We start from the raw sequence: 18,953 nt of genomic DNA on the forward strand, positions 1-18,953 counted from the left end.
TTTTAAAATCATATATCCTCCTTTTTTATGAGGAAAAACACTTTATTAAAGACACAAATTATTCAACAAAAAATCTTAATAAAAAAGCTCTTGATAAATCAAGAGCTTTAATCACAAACAAATAATTAAATTTTTAAGCCATTACAGTACCATTATTATTAGATGGACCAGTGATTACTGGGATAAAAAATGCTTCTTCATATTCATATTTACAAGAAGTCTTATAATCTATCATATCTTGTACAGTTACATTGTTAAATGTTCCTGTAGGCTCTAATTTATCACTCGTATTACTTGGTTGAACTTTATTGTTAGTTATCGTTTGGAAATCTGCCCAATATTTATCAATAAACGCATGATGCATCCAGAAAATAGGATCATTAGGAGAACCACTTGTCGCCATATCTCCTCCAATATATACATGAATTCTATCATGAATTGGAGTTTCAAATGTTCTTTGAAAACCTGCCCAATCTGGGTTGTCTACATTAGATTTCCAATGTGTTTCGATTTCAGATTTATCATTAAATCTTCCAAAGAATCTACCATTTCCTTCAGGAGTTGTGTCTCCTCCAACATTTCTAGTTACATTCCAATTTGTTAAATCTGTTGCAACTGAAATCTCTGATGGTACGCTTTGATCATTATACCAATCCCAATATGGTAAAGGAATACCTCCTTCAGCAATTAACTCATCTTCAAAAAGACATAAATATGCTCTATGCCATGCTAAAAAATTACTTAATCCTTGGTGATTTAGCATTAATCCATGAGCTCTTACAATTGCCATATTAGCCATTGTCATTGCATCTTGATGAATTTTCACAAAGTCTTGATACCTATTTTCTGTAGCAGTCACAGGATCTCCATTCGCATTTTGTTTATTTTTTAATGCTGTAATTGCGTTTGTAAATTGAGTCCATTCAGCTGAAGTAAGATTTCTATGAGATTTTCTCAATTTAATTCCAGCACCTACAGTAGTGGTTCTGTGATTACTAGCGTTTTTAAATAACTCATCAAAATTATTAGGAGCTATTAAAGGAATTAATACTCCATTATTTCCATTACTAGCTAATAAAATTTCAGAGCTAGAACCATCAGGATTGGTTGTTTTTGCTTGTAATGAATTGAATGCTCCAGAGCCTAATAAACTAGAACTCTTTTCCATAATATCATTTACATTTTCATTAGAACCAGTTTCTTTACTCATTCCTTTTAAAATAGCATCTGTTACTTCCTTCGCTTTATCATCTGATATTGTTCCTGATTTTTTCATTTCATCAACCTTCTTCATTTGCTCTAAACCTTGTAGTACTTTACTTGATGATTTTCCAGAATTAAAAGATTTTATAGCTTCTTCTGTTAAAGATTTTGCTTTATCATGATCTAACATCTTATTCTCTTTCGCTTTCTTAATTGCTTCAAGTTGTGCTCCAAGCGCAGCCATATCACCTGCTTTAGTTCCAAATGCTTGTGCTGTAGATAAAGACGCTTTTAAAGCTTCTAATGCATTTTTCTGATTTTGCTCTAATCCTGTAATATCTTTAAACGATTGTTTACCTAATAAATCTTGAAGTGCAGCTATTCCTGTTGGATTTGGTGCATCTGGTGCATTTTGAATATTTACAATTGGATTAGGGAAACTAGTTGGTGTTGTATTTAACGGTTCACTACGTCTACTATCCGTATTAATAGTACCTATCGCTGTAGGTGAATCTGGTATTGGATGCTCTTCCCATTTCCAGAACCTATCTTCCTCTTTAATTTCACAACTATTACATTTACCCATAACGGCTTCTGCAAATACTCCTTTAGTTGGAATACTTACATTAATTGGTTCTAATGGTGTTAATGGCTGGTATAATGAAAGTAAATCGATATCTCTTCCTCTGGTATTTGGGTCTAATCTGAAACCTGGTGCTACTGGCATTACTAAATTATTTCCTACAATACCAATAACTCTGTTTTCTACCACAGAAGCTACACTTCTAATAATCCCTCCAGGATAATTAGTTGTATCAGAATAATCTGTAACTTGAATACCATCTAAGAACATAAATCTACGTTCATCACTCATTGTCATCCAAATTACTTTATGATATTGCTCTAAATTATCATTTAAATGATCTTGTAATGCGTTAGCTAATTCTAAATCTTCGTTACGAGGATTTCTCATTTCAGCTCTATTTAAAGGAGTAGCAATTCTTACTTTTTCTGAATCGTCATTATAACCATAACCTACCAAATCATCTAAAATTCTAGACTTTCTGAACAAAGTACCAGAGAAATGCTCTGTTCGGTAACGCATATTACCTGAAGTAATTGTTATTTTGGTATTTCCTGGCAAAGTATCTGCTAAACTTTGACCACCACTTAAAGTAACATTTGCTGCTTTAGTTATGTTTATTGCTTTAATACTTTCTCTAGAAATTCCGTCTAATTGATCGTTTTGACGTAATGTTACATAATGTGATCTTCCATTCTGGAAACGAGTAATTAAAGAAGTATCTACAGGTAATTGAACTGTTGTTTCATTACCATCATTTCCTGTTTGAATTACCGCTTCAATCTTAAGATTTTCTACAAAAGCAGCCGCTAATTCCGGAGCTATATAATTATAAAAAATTTCATTTCTTTTATTTGCTTCTGCTGCAAAAACCCTATCTATATGCGCATCAATATTTCCAAGTAAAGGTAAAATTGGTGCTAAAGCTTGTTTTATTTTATCTCTAGTTTCTAAGAGTGTTAAATCGGATGGACTAGGAATATCGAACTTTATATTTAAACCTCCTTCAATAAAATTTAAATTCTCTTCAGCAAAAGTTCCTTCTGGTAAATCACTTCCTTCATAATCATTATCAATTCTTTCAATAGCATCAAAACCTCTTCTTAACCTTCTACTAAATACAAATCGACTTAAAGCTTCTCGCCATCTTAAAATTTTCTGACTATCAAATGGCGTCATAATTAATGGAATAAATAAACACTCTTGAACAGAAGATAAACGCTGTTGGATTTTTAAGTGACGTAACACTTCAAAATATTGCATCGTCATAGAGTGACAATGATTATAATTTGCTACTACTTCTGACTCTACCGTGAAACGTTCTCCTTGAGCAGCTGTTTGAATTACAGTTCCTCTTTGACTTCTTACAGAATTTGCAGACTGTACAGTCTTATCTCTTAGTTGTTGTAAATCATTTAAAGCTGTTGTTCTTGAAGAATTTTGCCAAGCACTAGAACTTGCTTTACTTGAACCTCCGGCTACTCCTAATAAAGCTCCAATTCCTTTAAAAATTCCTCCTATACCTAAACCAGCTCCAAATGCAGAGTTTTTAGCTGTTGAACCGCCTCGTACATTTTCTTGTAAAGAACCTCTTACAATCTCATTAATATCTCTATCTCTACTTAATGAGTTATATAAACTTTCTTGGTAATCTAAAGCTTCTGTTCTTGATGCAGATTCTCTTCTTTCCCAATCGTAAACTACAATTTGTTTCTTTTGTCCTGGAGCTAATGGTAAACTATATAATAAATCTCCCATTCCATAACCATCATTTACCCATTCTTGTTTAAATTGTAGTAAATGTCCATGCGACAATGTTATTGCTTGATAAATTGTTGGTTCTTCATCCCAATCGATAGCTGTATTTATATCTAACACATGACGACCTACAGCTTTAATTTGTTTTTGAGGTAATATTTTTCCTCTAAGTTTTTTAGCATTACTTTCATTTAATGCTTTTGTTAGTGTTGTAAATGTTACTCCCTTTTTATCATTTAGATACTTTAAAAGAATATTTTTACTAATCTTTTGCTGTCTGAAATCTGCAGTTATACTTGAGTTTTTAGATGATTCTACTTCTAAAGAAGGAATTATATTAATTACATCTTGAACAGACATATCTCCATCTTCTTCTAAAGTATACCCTTTAATGTCTGGTTCAGTAGTTCTAACAACAGTATAGAATGAAAACTCATCTACTACTCGTTTGTATGAATGGAAATCTAAAGAACCACAATCGTTACAATCGCAATCTTCTTCATCTTCTTCTGGAGTATCTACAACTAAAATTACATTTGCAGGAAAAAATAATTTCTCAACAATCTCTACATCTCCATCATCAACAGTTACAACTTTATCTCGTTCTAATCTTATAGTTACATCTATAGATTGTGCTTCATTATGACCTTTTTTTGGAATACCAACTTTAGCAAAAGCTTCAGTATAATATCCTACTGGTGTATCTATTACAAAATAACCTTCAGCTTCTGTAGTGGCAATTACAATAGGTCTGAAATCTTCTTCTTCAGGATTTTCCTTTGTTGCAGCATAAATAATTACTTGAACATCATTAAATTTTTTATCTCCTTTTGCATCTATAACTCTTCCTGATGTTTTTTTAGGACGTTCTGGTAAAGTTTCAATTCCATCTACTCCTGCTAATTGCTTAGGTGGAACTTTTACTTCAACCTCATTATTAGCATCAATATCTTGAATAGTTATGGTACGTTTTCCTATTACTTCACCACTTGGAGCTTTTACTTGCAACTCCATTTTATCAATAATTCCGTAATAATCTAAATCTACTTTAGCCTGTCCTAAAGCATTTATTACAAATACTTTTTCAATTCTTTTTACAAAATCTAAGGTGTTAGAATCTTTTATATCATAACTTAGTACTAAACGATGATCTAAATATGGATTGTTTAATTCATCTGGATCTACAACTAATTGAATTGTATAAGCTAATTCACTAGGTTTTGGTAAATTAATAGTTAATGATTTAATTCCTCCAACTTCATTGATATCTGACCAATCATATTTTTCTTCTAAAATCTTAACTCCAGTAGCTGCAAAAGCTTCAAAAGTAAGTTCTTCTACTTCACCAAAATTATCGAAAGATATATCTAAACTACTTTGAGAATTTATGTCGAATGTTTGAGATTGAGTTTGAATTCCAGAGACTCCTCTATTCGTTTTTGAAGTAACTTTTAGTTTATAACCTTCATAGTTTACACCTTGTTCTTTTTTTAAATTGACTTTTAAATCTTGTTCCAAAAAAACAGGTAAACCTATTTCTACTTCTCCTGCTTCATCTATTTGAAAAGTAGAATCGTAGATTGCCTTTCCTTCATCATCTAAAATCAATAAATTAAAATTATCTTCTAAAAAACTCGCAGATAGAAAAGGTTTAACCAAGCTTACATTAACAATTGGAGTATTTCCAATATTAAATGTTTTGCTTTTTTCTACATAATTTGTTTTTCCTCCACCTATATAGTTTCCTACTCGATAACCTACAACCAGTTTATATCCTACTAAGCTAGGTAATTTTTCATCATTAATACCTTCTAGCTTCACCTTAAACTTATATGATTCAAATACTGGAAAAGGTAATGGTTGCAATGGTAGCGTTGGATTTGCTGGTAGAATTGGATCTGGTGCTATTACAATAGGAGGTGTTGTTGGTAAACCTGGAATTTTAGGATTACTGGGGACTGCAATATCATCAAAAACTAAAGCCTCTGCTAAAGCTTCATCATAATTTTTACGAACTGCTCCTACTTTTTTTACTTCTTCAAAAGAATTCAAAACTCCGCCTGAATCTCTGAATTTAACGATCTTTTCGGCTGCTGATTTTCCTATACCCGGAATTTTCACTAGCTCCTCTTTACTTGCTTTGTTAATGTTTATTTTCTTCATTTCGATTTGATTAAACGTTATCAAACCTAATTTTAAAAACACAAAAAAACCACATGTAAACAACTAATAAACAGACATGTAAAACACTAAAAAAGAAAAAATATTTCTCCCTAAAAACAGGAGAAAAATCCCCCCAATTAATTTTAACGAATAATTATTTTATAGAAAAAATCAACCTAAAAACTAGGTTGATTTTTATTTCTAAATTTTATTAAAAATTAAAATACCATAGGTACTTCTATAAATAATAATTCTGAAGTTGTTTTTGCTTTAGTTTTGAACGAAGAAGTTTCGGAAATTCCAACAGCATCTCTATCTGAAAATACTTCATCACTAATACTTATTTCTCCTGAAATATTCATAACATAAACTCCATTATTTTCTGAAGATAATTTATAAATAAACTCATTATTTTCATCTAAATCTATTCTTGATAGTTTAGCATTTTGATGCACTTTTAAACCATCGAAATTATCATCATCGATAGAACTGACCAAAACTTGAAGTTTATTCTTTCTATCTTCAACTTTAAAGTCCTTTTGATTATACCTTGGTGAAACTCCTTCTTGATTAGGAATAATCCAGATTTGAAATAAACTTAAATATTTATCAGTAGTACCGTTCATTTCAGAATGATAAATACCTGTTCCGGCAGACATAACTTGAACTTCATTAGGATGTACATACAACCATTCATTAGAAGTATTGTCTTTATGTTTTAGTACGCCACTTAATGGGATTGTAATAATCTCCATATTTTGATGTGGGTGCGTACTAAATCCCATACTTGGAGCAATTAAATCGTCGTTTAAAACGCGTAATGCTCCAAAATTTGTTCTTTTAGGATCATAAAAATTCGCAAAACTAAAAGAGTAATTCGCTTGCAACCAACCATGGTTTACAAAACCACGAGTTTTTGCTGGAAACTTTTCTACTCGCATAATTATTTATCTTATTTTGTCTAATAAATCACTTAATAATTCAGCCTCGTCTTCAGTAAGTCGATCTAAAGGATTTAATGTATCTATTTCCTTATCTATTTCGGTTAATAACAATAAACCTTCATCTGAAATAGCCACGTATACTTCTCTTCGATCTACTTCTCCTTTGGATCTATGAATTAAATTTTTATCGACCAACTTATCCATTAAACGTGTGGCATTAGGAGCTCTTTCTACCATTCGATCTTTTACAACTTGAACTTTAATTTTATCTGCTGCTCCTCTTAAAATTCTAAGAATATTATACTGCTGTGGCGAAATACCATACGATTTAAAAAACTCTACCTCTTTAGTATTAATCCAATTTGCTGTGTATTTAATATTGATAAAAGCTTTAACTCGATGGTTATCGAAGGTCGAATGAATATCCTTACTAATATCTCCCATTTCTTACAATGCTGACTCTAAATTTTTAACTGCTTCTGATAATTGATTTAATAAATCTGAATCTACAATTTTATCTTCTTTGAAATTATCATTGAAAGAAGGTAAACTAAAGCTTCCTTTAATATCTGCTCCAAAATGAGGAAAACTATTTAAAGCTGTATTTAATACAGTTGCGCCTCCTCTACCACCTGGAGAAGTTGCTAAAACTAAAACAGGCTTATTCTTAAAAACAGTTTTATCTTTTCTAGATACCCAATCTAAAAGATTTTTAAATGCCGCCGTATAACTTCCATTATGTTCTGCTAATGAAATTATAACTGCATCACTTTCTGCTAATTCATTATTAAATTTTATTGCTGCTTCAGGGAATTCATTTTCCACTTCTACATCAATACTGTATAATGGAAGTTCATAATCATTAAGATCTAAAACTTTAAACTCATTACTTTCTAATAAACTTGCTGCAAATGTTGCTAACTTCTTGTTTATTGAATTTTTACTATTACTTCCTGCAAAAGCTATTACTTTTCCCATCTTTTTTTATTAAAATTATATGAAATTAATACTAAAACGAAACCTATTGCTGCTGCCATTTGTTCTCCATCTTTAATCATTATATGTGCAAAAAACGCTAATAAAGTATTGAAGAAAAAACCGGCATAGGCCCATTCTTTTAACGATCTGTTATTAATGAACCAAATTGTAACTAAGCCTAAAAGTTTAGCTATTGCTAAAGGATAAATAATATAAGTAGGATATCCCATACTCTCAAATGCTTTTACAATATATTCATGATTAAAAAAATACATCCCAGCAGAAAACAACATTAACAATGTTAATAATCCTGTAGATGCATAAAAAATAATTTGATTTGTTTTCATTTTAAAAATTTTACACTACAAAGATACAAAATATTTTCCATGGAAAATAAATTTTGATATTTATTTCTTTTATATTGTAATATGAAAAATTTATATATTTGCATAAGTACTTATATATTTAAATATATTAATATGGATGCTTTACAAGGAATTGGTGAAATTGGTATAGGTTCTCGACTAAAGAGATTAAGTGAATACATGATGAAAGATACTCAAGTAGTTTACGATCATTTTGGTTTTGACTTTGATCCGTATTTGTTTCCTACATTTAAAATTATTCTTCATAAAGAAGAAGTGACAAACACAGAAATAAATCAGAGTTTAAAAACCTCTCAACCAGCAACTACACAAGTTATTAATAAACTTGATAAAAAAGGATTGATTGTCCTTAAAGAACATCCTAATGATAAACGTAAAAAGTTAATTGCTCTTTCTGAGAAAGGAAAAAAATTAGCAGAGCAAATTCAACCATTATGGAAAAGTATAGAGTACACTATTAAAGACTATACAAGAATTACATCAGACTCTTTAATTGAACATATTAATAAACTAGAAAAGAAATTTATTCAAAAAAAATTTAGTGATGCTATTATGGAACATTACATTGCAAACAACAAAAAGCAACTAGAAATTATAAACTTCTCTGAGGAGTTTGCCTCTAGTTTTTACGATTTAAATATTGAATGGTTGCAGACTTATTTTTATGTAGAACCTTTCGATGAAGAAGTTTTAGGAAAACCAAAACAATATATTATTGATAAAGGTGGACACATATTTTTTGCAAAATTAAACGGCGAAATTGTAGGAACCGTAGCATTAATGCCTCTTGATGAAAACGGAACTTTTGAACTTACTAAAATGGCTGTTTCTCCTGAACATAGAGGTCTTAAAATTGGGCAAAAATTAATTACTAAATGTATAGAATTTGCTAAGCAAGAACAATTCAATAAGCTCCTACTCTACTCAAATACTTTGTTAGAAAATGCTATATATATTTACAGAAAATATGGTTTTGTAGAAGTTCCTTTAGAGGCTAATTCACCTTACAAGCGTAGCGATATAAAAATGGTATATAAAGGACTTTAAATTACGATAACGCTTGTGTGATTTAATTTTAAAACTTTAAAAAATTAAGGTCTAAATCATACATTATAACTAGTTTTGCAGCCTGAAAAGCAAAATTTACAGGAATTATGTGGATGTATTTAGGCCTTTTAGCTGCCTTATTTTTAGGTTTACACAACTTATGCAAAAAACACGCAGTAAAAAATAATGAAGTCTATCCTGTATTACTGGGGACTTTAATTAGCGGACTTTTAATTTTACTACCTTTTTATATTGGAACTCATTTTTTTCCAGAAGCAACATTAAAAGCTGGTTTTCTAATCCAGGATATTCCTTTAGAAAAACATGGTTACATTTTTATAAAATCTATGATTATGTGTTCTTCATGGATTTTAGCTTATCAAGCACTTAAACATTTACCTTTAACAATTGTTGCTCCAATTCGCTCTGGTGGACCATTTTTTACTTTTTTAGGAGCTATATTTTTATATCAAGAACGCCCAAATTTATATCAATGGATTGGTTTTTTCTTAATTATTTTTTCTGTGTATTTATATTCTCAAGTAGGAAAAAAAGAAGGAATAATTTTTAAAAGTAACAAATGGATTTATGCTATAATCGGCGCCACTTTTTTAGGAGCTTCTAGTGGATTATACGATAAGTTTTTAATTCAAAAAATTCATTTGAATCCGCAAACTTTACAATTCTGGTTCTGTTTTTATTGTATACTTATTCTCTTCATTATTTTAAGTATTATTTGGTTTCCTAAAATTGAAAAACGTAAGGCTTTTAAATGGCGTTGGTCGATTCCTGCAGTTGGAATTTTATTGCAAACTGCCGATTATTTTTACTTTAAAGCATTACAAGATCCTGAAGCCTTAATTATGTTGTTATCGGCTATTAAAAGAAGTCAATTAATTATAGCTGTAGTTTTGGGTGGAATTTTATTTAAAGAAAAGAATAAACGTAAAAAATTACTACCATTGGCAGGAATTATGATTGGTGTTGCCTTAATTTTATATTCTAATTAGAACTTATAGACTTGTGGTAAAAATTTATTTTAAAGTTCTGCTCATTAAAATATTCTAAGGGTTTTCTTTTTACCATAGTTTTAAAATCTTTGATGAAATGACTTTGATCAAAATAACCGCTATCATATATCGTATTTAAATAATTCTTATCATTATTCAATAATCCTTTTTTTACAATGTTTTGCATTCTTGCTAGTTGTTGAAATTTCTTAGGAGTAACTCCAAATTGACTTTTAAAGTTTCTTTGAAATTGACGAACACTTAATTGTAGTTTATTAGAAAGATCTGCTAGGTTAATAGCATTAGATTGATAATACAATTCATCAATAATTGGATTCCATTTTTCATCATCTGAATTGTAATTTTCATTGAACATTTTCAATAAAAATATATTGATATATTTAATTTTATCTTCAACAGATTTGAGGTTTTTCAATTCTGTGACCAATTCACTTCCAGTATTTCCCCAGAGTTTTTCTACTGAAATAAACTGATTATTTAAATCTAAAAAACTCCATTTAGTAAAATGTCGAAACCTTCCACTTTTAAAACGAACTGATAAAAAAGAAGCTTTATCTGTTTTATCGAAAGAAAAACTTTCTCTTGGGCAGATCGTATGAGCTTGAGGTAATATAATATTGTTTATAGATAACGCTGTTTCTAAATGAAAAACCAACTCTAAACCTGTACCTGGTAAAATCTTTGGTAACTGAAATAAATCGTTATCCTCTTTTTCAAAAAGATAATAACGATCTATATATTTTTCTAATGGTTTTCCTGGTAAATAAGATGTATTAGAATACATTAATAAATATCTATTACAGGTTCTTTAGCTAAAATAGGCATAACAAAATTGATATACTTTTTATAATGGTCACTTTCTTTATGATCATCAAAAGCTTTATTATTTTCATAAACTTCATAAATCATAAATTTATTTTCTGAATAACAATTTTCTAAAATATTATATTCTAAACATCCTTTTTCTTCTCTACTTTTTGATGTTAATGAAAAAGTTTCTTTTATGAAGGTCTCTCTACTTTCTTGTTTAATTTCTAAATGAATTATAATTACTTTTTTCATTGTTTTTGTTTTTATATCACAAATATGAATCGAAAAAATAATGTTCAATAGTAAAAAAACGACATCAATATAGTATGCTCTCAAAATTACTTTAAGGTTTTATAAAACTCTTTCTTGTAATAATTCTCTTTTGCTTTTCTTTTATAAAAGAGCTTTAAAATTTCATCCTTTTCATCTTCTGAAAGTTTTATTTCTGGTGGATTATATCTTGGAGGAACTTCTTTATCGACATTAGCTATAAAATTAATCACATAATCTGAAAGCATAGCTCCAGAACCTTCACAGCCGTACTGAAAAAACACAAATGTTAGCGTGTCGTTTAATGATCGTTTAAATAAAGGATACTTTTTTACTTTTGGATTGTACATTAATCCTTCATAAGCAATGGCTTTTGCAGTTCCATCTGGATAATCTAATAAACTATACAACTCACTTGATGTAGCATTTTTTAATATCCATTTTTGTCTATAAAATTGTTGCGGTGTTCTTCCTGCATAACCTACTGCACTCCCTGTAATTGTTCCATAAGTATCTAAAGCGATAATTGAATCTTTGATTTCATTTCTAATTCCTTTCCATTTAAAATTCCATTTTGGAGTATAATAAATAGAAAAAGAAAACATGGAACAAACAAATACAAAAGTTATAATTGGCAAAAAATGATTCATTTTTTGCCTAGGGCACTTTCTTTTTTTCATGGCTAAATTTTAAAAATCTTCACCACAAAAAACATTCCAGAAATAAATACAGTTTATTTCTATTTATCTGTAAGAAAATGTGATAGAGAAATAATGCTACTAACGCTCGACTCTGTCGAATGACTAAACCTTGTTAGTTACAAAAATCCAATACTGTCTATTGCTAAAACAGTATGATCTTCTTGAAAATTTCTAGCACTAGAATATTTCCAATCTTCTGGATGTACTACCAAACCGCTTTCTACTGGATTATTATGAATATAATCTATTTTTTGCTGAATAACTTTTGCACTCCACAATTCTATAGGTTTATTATGATGTTGCCAAAATTGATATTTATTTACATTTCCTTGTTTATTTCCAGCTCTTTTAAACATCCACAATAACCACTCTTTTCTACTTTCTTGTGAATGATCTTGAATCGTTTCAATCATTTTTTTTGATGTGTACCGCTTAAAATCTCTTAATAATTCCATAGGTTGTTCGTTTGTAGATCTGAATATAAAATGTACATGATTTGGCATAAAACAATAGCAATAAAGCTCCAAACCTTTGTGTTCTCTACAATACTTTATACTATCTGCTAATACATCGAAATAAATTTGTCTTGTAAATACATCTATCCAATATACAGTAGCAAAAGACACAAAATAAATACCTGATCCGTTATGGAATTTATATTTTCTACTCATAGCTTTACTAAAATATAAAAATTGAACTAAACAAAAAACCATAACATTCACTGTTATGGTTTTATATATTTAGTTATTTTTCTTGCTTACTCTTGCTTGGCACCCGAAAGGATTCGAGCGCTAGCGGTTTTTTTTAAGCTAAATCAAGTATAACCTTTAGAACTTCTTATCTAACCTGATATTCCTATTATTAACTCCTTATATAAGTTTTTTACTTGTTTCGCTGTCGCTCGACTCTGTCGAGTGATTATAAACTTATCTAATAAATACAATAACAAAACCACAACACTTCTAAAAATGTTGTGGTTAGTATATTTAATTACTGTTCTTGCTTACCTTGTTTGGCACCCGAAAGGATTCGGGCGCTAGCGGGGCATACCGTGTTCAAATTCTTCAAAATTTAAAGCTTTTTTAAGCTAAATCAAATATAACTTTTGGAACTTCTTATCTAACCTGATATTCCTATTATTAACTCCTTATATAAGTTTTTTACTTGTTTCGCTGTCGCTCGACTCTGTCGAGTGATTATAAACTTATCTAATAAACACAATAACAAAACCACAACACTTCTAAAAATGTTGTGGTTAATATATTTAATTATAGTTCTTGCTTACTCTCATACTTGGCACCCGAAAGGATTCGGGCGCTAGCGGGGGACGTTATGAAAGCAAAGGCGCTAAACCTTCTAGTGAAGTATTATCGAAGATAGCTAGTACACTCGGTGTTACTTCTGACTTCTTAATAAGTGGCTCTAATGAAGAACAAGCAGAAGCTTTTTTAAATGATCGTGAGTTATTAAAACAATTTAAAAGAGTAGAACAGCTACCTGAAGACAAAAAAAATATAGTTAAAGAGCTATTAGATTCTTTTTTACTTAAATACGACCTTCAAAAACGTATAACATAAAAAAACCACAACACTCATTTAAAATGTTGTGGTTATTATATTTAATTACTGTTCTTGCTTACTCTTACTCGGCACGGATTGTAAATCCGCGCGATCGGGTGTAGAGATTGCCCGGCAGTTTGATACCCGCTCCTGTAAGCCGATATCGGTAGACCTACTACCATCTTATTTTTAGTTACGAGAATCTTTCGATTCTCTCATAGCACACCCCGCGCCAGCTGGGGGCCTCGCACCACATCAATTATCTAGTGGAAATATATTATCTAAATCTTCTAATTTAGGTTTTTTGTAGGCTCCTCCTATTTGGCAATTATTTTTTTCAACCCACTCTATAATATGACTCATCAATTCATTTGCTTTTTTTACATCAATAAATTCTCCCTTTTCATTTTCTAGGACAAATTGAAACAACCAAGTTTCTGATTTATTTTTGTTTTCTTCCATCTTTTTATTATTTAAAAACCTGCTTCTTCCATAATATCTTTGGCTATTTGCTTTATAGTATGTTTTGAATGTGGACTATGAGGTATCGTAGTTACCAATTTACCATTTTCATTATGAACTAATTTATGCTTACCACCGTTAGTTACTGTTAATTTTGCTTTTTTTGCCATCTTTTGCAATAATGCAGATGCTTGTTTTGCTTTTGATCCAGCAGCCTTATTGCCTAATTTTGCTAGTTCATTATATATCTTACTCCCTTTTGCTCCAATACTTCTAACTATAGGAAATAAAGTTTTTGAAGTCCCTATTCTTAAAGCACTTCTAGTAGCGACTTTAGAAATCCCTCTTATTAATAAGTTTGTTGCTAAACCTGAACCAGGAACTGGAGCTATAGCTAAAGCAACTTCTGTAATAACCATTGCAGCTTGACCTGTAGCTTGATGCATACTAAATATTAATTCATCAGTTTCTTGTTTATATACTTGACTAAAATCTATTTGATCTAATAATAATTTATCTCCAAACTGATTATACATTGCATCTTCTCCAGTAGCTCCTTCTGGTGCACTTGTTGTTCCAGCATCTAAATCAACATCATCTAATATAGTAGTATGGTTATCTTCACTATCTCTATAATCATTAAAAATATCATCATCAGGACATGCTATTTGATTTCCGTTTGCGTCTAAACAGTATCCTCCATCTGGATCAAACGATACTACTGGATTATTTCCCATAGCTACATAAGGGCTATCAAATTGTTCATAAGGATCTGTTGTCACAAATCTACCAAGAGCAGCATCATAATGTCTCAACTCAAATTCATGCATATTATAACCAAGACTTTGGTTATTCTCTTGTCCCTGATAATCGTATTTCTGTGCCGTACTATTTCCGTGGGCTGACACTACATTATTATACCCTTTGTGTTTGAGTCCAAATGGATAATAATTCGATTCTTCTATAATTTCACTATTGGCATTTACTTTAGAGATTCGTAAATCATCAAACCAACTTGTTACTTTAGCACCATTAGTATAGGTACCTATGCGTAAGTTTAACTTCTTGATATTTGCTGGTACACTAACCGTTTTTTCTACATACACCCATTTTCCTGATGTTCTTACTTTTCCAGCATCTGCTATTTGGGTAAAATAATTGGTTTCTCCATTTTTATGCATATAAAGAATGAGGCGTGCATAACCGCCTTCGGCTGGAGCATCCATATATACCCAACCTGAAAAATGATATTGTGTAGCAGAACTATTATTAATGGGAATCCATACATTACTATGCGCAAAAACATCTCCATTTCCTTCTAACCTTGCTGATTTTGTGCCAGAAATAGATTTACTTGTATCTATAGTAGCTGAACCACCATATAATGCTCCTTGGCTATCCCATCCTTGTGTATTTTCAAGATCATCGAAGAAAAGAGTGGTACTTGGTCTACTGATTACACCATCGTTATTATTGTCAGTGTATGATAGTCTTACATTTCCTAAGTGATCCTTATATTGGTATACATAATTCATCTCGACTCCGCTCGATGTGACATCAGCTTTTACATAACCCTCTGGGTGGTTAAAGAATTGTAATACTCCGTTTTCGTAAATGTGGTTGCCAGCATAATCTGTAGTAATATTTTCTACAACTTTTTTTAACTTCATACCTGCTGCATCATAAGTATAATCTATGTCTTTACCTCCAATAGTTACTTTAGTTGGTAAGTTTAAGTGATTATAGGTAATATTTGTAATACCTTTATGTCCATCAAAAATCATATTTCCATTAGCATCGTAACCATAATCGTCAGCATTCTCTACATACTTAAACCCATGATCTTTGTCTCCGTCATCTAAGATATTTATTAATTGGTTACCTTCATATTGATATATTAATTCATCCATAGTACTAAAAACTGTAGCACTATCATTTATATACCCTTCTCTTATTAAAAATGTAATATTTCCATTTTTATCATATTCAACTTCAGAAAGATTATATTTTTGATCTGGAGTGTAAACTGCTGCTGTAATTCTATTCAACGCGTCATAAGAGTAACCATAAGTTTTTGTGGTTTTATCTACATTCTCTGTTTGCCAACGAGTTTGGGCGATATTTCCATTATATAAACGTTTGCTTAGCTCCACATCTGAATCGTTATACTTTATGCTAAAGTTAAACAAATCATTGTCATTATGCACGTCTTCGTTAATATTTGTTAACCATCCGCGTACATTGTATTTATAATCAACCTTTTGTAATCCTTTGCTGTTATCAACTATTTTAAAATCTTTGATTTTTGCACCAGTATGAAACATAGAAATATCTCCTAATAAAGAACCTGATGATGTTTTTTCTGAAATATAAAATGTTACTCCATTTTTCTTATAGTGAATTCTATTACCTATACGTTCGATTCTGAAAATATCATTAACAGAGTAATTTCCAAAATATCCTCTATGGGCTTTAGATTCATAGACTGATATAACACTATTACTTCTTAAATAGATAGCATATTCAATAGACGAATAACTTGCATTAGGATTTGACGATGATAAACCTATCATCTGGTTTTTGTCTATGGTTAAAGATTGAAACTCAACATAACCATCTCCATTTATACTTCCTTGAGTTGCAAGTCCATGATACCATCCTCCTGAACCTGTTTTTGTAATTGTATTATCTACAATAGATAATCCACTTGTAACATCTTTATAACCAGTTTTAGTTCCGTTTCCTACAAGCTTACTTTCTAACTGTCCTAAATCATCGTAATTATTCTTTACAATACGTTCTGAAGTTTGATTGTTTATCTGTTGGTTTTGACTCACTAAACGATCCATATGATCGTATTCAAAACGATCGATAGTTACAATTGGATCTTTTCCTGTTTTGATATGTGTTGTTTTCGTTTCTAAAACTTTACCCGTAAAATCATCTAATTTACTTTCTACAATATCAATGGTGTTTAAATAATCATTCTTACTATACACATAAATCGGACGTGCTTTTTCATCATAATAACTTATTGTAGTAATCCAGATATTAACACCTAATACTCTTGTTTTGGTAATTGTAGCTAATCCTTTGACATTTACTGTTACACTTTGTTCATATACACTTGTTGGTACTGTAAATCCTGATGGTAAAGCAACATAGTCATCATAGTAGTTTACAGTATGTGTTTCAAGACCAACATTAGGATAATTTATATTATCATAATAAGACCCATAATAATCTGTTTCAGAAGAAACTCTACTTACATATTGTTCTTTTTTTGTGTCATTTATTGTATTTACTCTTGATTGCATTTGAATTCTTGACAAACTCTCTGTTGTATGAATACCTGTGAAAACAACTCTTCCTAACTTGTCATACTTTGTAAATAACCATTTATTTTGTGCCTTTAAATTCGCATCTTGAGTTAGTACAGGACGATCTAACTTATCATAAACAATATACTCCCAACCTTTACCTGGTATTTTCTTCTCTACTAAGCGGTTTCTATTATCATATTTGTATTGATAACATAATTCACTTAACTGTATTGCTGTTGGTTTTGCAACTGTTCCTTCTGCTTTTGGTGGAATTACATAAGTTAAATTTCCATAATCATCATATACATAATATGTGTCATGTGACTGATTATTATTGTAAGTACGCTTTAATACAACCTGACCTTGCTTGTTCTTAAACTCTTCGGTAGTATGATCTTTTGCGTGTACTTGACCTGATGTCCAATTCTCATCTTTAGTAATTGTTTTGTACAACTCTCCTGCATTATAATAACCACTGTTATTGGATGTGTTTAATTGAATTGTAGGCGTATAAGTATTATTGGCAAAAGTAGTGGTAACGTAATACAATCTTACATCTCTATTTCCATTAGTTTGGTAATCAAATCGTATTTCATGATTATTCCCTAATTTCCAATCCGTTCCCGGTGCCGCTTGTTTTATAACTCTGTTTAATGGAGAACCATCAAAACTCTTATTTGAATACGAATTGATTTCTCCCGGAACATTAACACCTGCAAAATCTTTAGCGTATTTCTGACCATAATATGTTTGTGTAGCTAATCCAACATCTCCTGTACGAATATTCGCATTATTCGAATCATTTGTAAAGGGTAAATATTCTTTTTTCTGTCTACCTAAACTATCATAAGTAACATGAGTAACAATATCCTTTATTTTCTCTTCGCCTACTAAGGTTGATGATCGGTTTACAATATCATTTAAAGAAGCTTCGCTTCCATCGATCTCTTGAAATAATGGACTCCAAAAGTATTGACGAACACTGGTATCTGTGCTGTAATATAAATAATTGCGTAAGCGTATACTTGTTTCTGTCTTACTCCACTTAAACTCAACTCCGTCTAAAACTTTATTTCCATTAGTATCATATAAACCACTTTCTCCTGTATCTCCTCCAGTATATGTATCTGGATGGATTACTCCAACCATTAAATACCATTTATTAGCTTCGGGTAAAAATCCATTCCAAAAGTAAGGATTAGTATTAGGCGTTCCACTTAAGTTATTTACATTGTTTGCTCCATGATAAGTTCTACCTGTTCCCGATCCTACTTTATTCTTCTTTACCCAAACACTGTAACGATAGGTTTTCGTATTATCTATCGTGAAATATCTTGTGTTCCAACCACCATCAAAGTTATATGCAGCATCTGGTATACACTCCCATAATAAATCTGTTCCGCCAAATGGCGTGGCTCCTGAAATAATTCTATTCTCTGAAGTAGTACCTGCTGTATAAAAATTAGTAGGACCTGTGTTTCCTGATGTCCAATCTAAAGGAATCGCATTACTAGAAATTGTATTCCCTCCCGCTTCTAATCCAATACTTTGTTTTAAACGACCTAAACCGTCAAAATACTGAATATTGGTCATTACTTTATTCTTATCATGTCCTTCTAATGGCGTTGTTCTTGCTTCCTTGTATGTTTTAGTAACAACATAGTTCTCATTTGCACTCTGGGAGAATACAAACATAGGCACTACCAAACCTAGTATATATAATAACTTTTTCATC

Annotated in this window: 14 protein-coding genes; 3 read left to right on the forward strand and 11 right to left on the reverse strand. The window is 30.7% G+C overall.

Annotated elements, in window-relative coordinates:
- Positions 1-133: 133 nt before the first annotated feature.
- The 5 genes from ACSIGC_RS04915 to ACSIGC_RS04935 all read right to left on the reverse strand — a co-directional run bounded on the left by ACSIGC_RS04915 (position 134) and on the right by ACSIGC_RS04935 (position 7,976).
- The gene (locus ACSIGC_RS04915) at positions 134-5,707 is read right to left on the reverse strand and encodes a tyrosinase family protein (protein ID WP_442267043.1); all 5,574 of its coding nucleotides are present in this window, start codon (positions 5,705-5,707) and stop codon (positions 134-136) included.
- Between the two features lie 218 nt (positions 5,708-5,925).
- The gene (locus ACSIGC_RS04920; protein WP_442267044.1) at positions 5,926-6,648 is read right to left on the reverse strand and encodes a pirin family protein; all 723 of its coding nucleotides are present in this window, start codon (positions 6,646-6,648) and stop codon (positions 5,926-5,928) included.
- A gap of 6 nt (positions 6,649-6,654) precedes the next feature.
- Positions 6,655-7,095, reverse strand: coding sequence for a MarR family winged helix-turn-helix transcriptional regulator (locus ACSIGC_RS04925; RefSeq protein WP_442267045.1), 441 nt, complete (start codon positions 7,093-7,095; stop codon positions 6,655-6,657).
- A 3-nt stretch (positions 7,096-7,098) separates the two neighbouring features.
- Positions 7,099-7,629: an NADPH-dependent FMN reductase gene (locus tag ACSIGC_RS04930; protein WP_442267046.1), complete on the reverse strand. Its 531-nt coding sequence runs from the start codon at positions 7,627-7,629 to the stop codon at positions 7,099-7,101.
- Positions 7,617-7,976, reverse strand: coding sequence for a DoxX family protein (locus tag ACSIGC_RS04935; RefSeq protein ID WP_299681813.1), 360 nt, complete (start codon positions 7,974-7,976; stop codon positions 7,617-7,619). Before ACSIGC_RS04935 ends, ACSIGC_RS04930 begins: the two co-directional genes overlap by 13 nt.
- Positions 7,977-8,108: 132 nt before the next feature.
- Between ACSIGC_RS04935 and ACSIGC_RS04940 the strand changes: the two genes are divergently transcribed.
- Together ACSIGC_RS04940 and ACSIGC_RS04945 are read left to right on the forward strand one after the other, a co-directional pair.
- Positions 8,109-9,062, forward strand: coding sequence for a bifunctional helix-turn-helix transcriptional regulator/GNAT family N-acetyltransferase (locus ACSIGC_RS04940; RefSeq protein ID WP_442267047.1), 954 nt, complete (start codon positions 8,109-8,111; stop codon positions 9,060-9,062).
- Positions 9,063-9,169: 107 nt separating this feature from the next.
- Positions 9,170-10,072: an EamA family transporter gene (locus tag ACSIGC_RS04945; protein ID WP_442267048.1), complete on the forward strand. Its 903-nt coding sequence runs from the start codon at positions 9,170-9,172 to the stop codon at positions 10,070-10,072.
- Here the strand turns inward: ACSIGC_RS04945 and ACSIGC_RS04950 are convergent.
- The 4 genes from ACSIGC_RS04950 to ACSIGC_RS04965 all read right to left on the reverse strand — a co-directional run bounded on the left by ACSIGC_RS04950 (position 10,065) and on the right by ACSIGC_RS04965 (position 12,545).
- Positions 10,065-10,877 carry a helix-turn-helix domain-containing protein gene (locus ACSIGC_RS04950; protein WP_442267049.1) on the reverse strand — a complete coding sequence of 271 codons (813 nt, stop codon included), beginning with the start codon at positions 10,875-10,877 and terminating at the stop codon, positions 10,065-10,067. The genes ACSIGC_RS04945 and ACSIGC_RS04950 overlap by 8 nt on opposite strands.
- Positions 10,877-11,155, reverse strand: coding sequence for a putative quinol monooxygenase (locus tag ACSIGC_RS04955; protein WP_442267050.1), 279 nt, complete (start codon positions 11,153-11,155; stop codon positions 10,877-10,879). The genes ACSIGC_RS04950 and ACSIGC_RS04955 overlap by 1 nt, the downstream gene beginning before the upstream one ends.
- 86 nt (positions 11,156-11,241) lie before the next feature.
- Entirely contained in the window at positions 11,242-11,853 is a 612-nt protein-coding gene (locus ACSIGC_RS04960) for a hypothetical protein (RefSeq protein ID WP_442267051.1), read from the reverse strand.
- Positions 11,854-11,990: 137 nt separating this feature from the next.
- The gene (locus ACSIGC_RS04965; protein ID WP_442267052.1) at positions 11,991-12,545 is read right to left on the reverse strand and encodes an REP-associated tyrosine transposase; all 555 of its coding nucleotides are present in this window, start codon (positions 12,543-12,545) and stop codon (positions 11,991-11,993) included.
- Between the two features lie 606 nt (positions 12,546-13,151).
- On the opposite strand from ACSIGC_RS04965, the gene ACSIGC_RS04970 reads away from it, so the two are divergent.
- Positions 13,152-13,451: a helix-turn-helix domain-containing protein gene (locus ACSIGC_RS04970; protein ID WP_442267053.1), complete on the forward strand. Its 300-nt coding sequence runs from the start codon at positions 13,152-13,154 to the stop codon at positions 13,449-13,451.
- A 237-nt stretch (positions 13,452-13,688) separates the two neighbouring features.
- On the opposite strand, the gene ACSIGC_RS04975 is transcribed toward ACSIGC_RS04970, so the two are convergent.
- Both ACSIGC_RS04975 and ACSIGC_RS04980 read right to left on the reverse strand, forming a co-directional pair.
- Complete coding sequence (locus ACSIGC_RS04975; RefSeq protein ID WP_442267054.1) at positions 13,689-13,895, reverse strand: hypothetical protein; 207 nt, start codon at positions 13,893-13,895, stop codon at positions 13,689-13,691.
- A gap of 11 nt (positions 13,896-13,906) precedes the next feature.
- Positions 13,907-18,952, reverse strand: a complete 5,046-nt coding sequence (locus ACSIGC_RS04980; protein WP_442267055.1) for a DUF6443 domain-containing protein — start codon at positions 18,950-18,952, stop codon at positions 13,907-13,909.
- Between the last annotated feature and the right edge of the window lies 1 nt (position 18,953).

Origin of the sequence: Tenacibaculum aquaeponti (genome assembly GCF_052084715.1) — a bacterium.
In the GTDB taxonomy this organism is placed as follows: Bacteria; Bacteroidota; Bacteroidia; order Flavobacteriales; family Flavobacteriaceae; genus Polaribacter.

Bases quoted from the DNA above. Each gene is read 5' to 3' on its own strand.
- ACSIGC_RS04935 (WP_299681813.1), bottom strand. From the start codon at position 7,976: ATGAAAACAAATCAAATTATTTTTTATGCATCTACAGGATTATTAACA.
- ACSIGC_RS04945 (WP_442267048.1), top strand. From the start codon at position 9,170: ATGTGGATGTATTTAGGCCTTTTAGCTGCCTTATTTTTAGGTTTACAC.
- ACSIGC_RS04980 (WP_442267055.1), bottom strand. From the start codon at position 18,952: ATGAAAAAGTTATTATATATACTAGGTTTGGTAGTGCCTATGTTTGTA.
- ACSIGC_RS04920 (WP_442267044.1), bottom strand. From the start codon at position 6,648: ATGCGAGTAGAAAAGTTTCCAGCAAAAACTCGTGGTTTTGTAAACCAT.
- ACSIGC_RS04975 (WP_442267054.1), bottom strand. From the start codon at position 13,895: ATGGAAGAAAACAAAAATAAATCAGAAACTTGGTTGTTTCAATTTGTC.
- ACSIGC_RS04940 (WP_442267047.1), top strand. From the start codon at position 8,109: ATGGATGCTTTACAAGGAATTGGTGAAATTGGTATAGGTTCTCGACTA.
- ACSIGC_RS04965 (WP_442267052.1), bottom strand. From the start codon at position 12,545: ATGAGTAGAAAATATAAATTCCATAACGGATCAGGTATTTATTTTGTG.
- ACSIGC_RS04955 (WP_442267050.1), bottom strand. From the start codon at position 11,155: ATGAAAAAAGTAATTATAATTCATTTAGAAATTAAACAAGAAAGTAGA.
- ACSIGC_RS04915 (WP_442267043.1), bottom strand. From the start codon at position 5,707: ATGAAGAAAATAAACATTAACAAAGCAAGTAAAGAGGAGCTAGTGAAA.
- ACSIGC_RS04930 (WP_442267046.1), bottom strand. From the start codon at position 7,629: ATGGGAAAAGTAATAGCTTTTGCAGGAAGTAATAGTAAAAATTCAATA.
- ACSIGC_RS04925 (WP_442267045.1), bottom strand. From the start codon at position 7,095: ATGGGAGATATTAGTAAGGATATTCATTCGACCTTCGATAACCATCGA.
- ACSIGC_RS04950 (WP_442267049.1), bottom strand. From the start codon at position 10,877: ATGTATTCTAATACATCTTATTTACCAGGAAAACCATTAGAAAAATAT.
- ACSIGC_RS04960 (WP_442267051.1), bottom strand. From the start codon at position 11,853: ATGAAAAAAAGAAAGTGCCCTAGGCAAAAAATGAATCATTTTTTGCCA.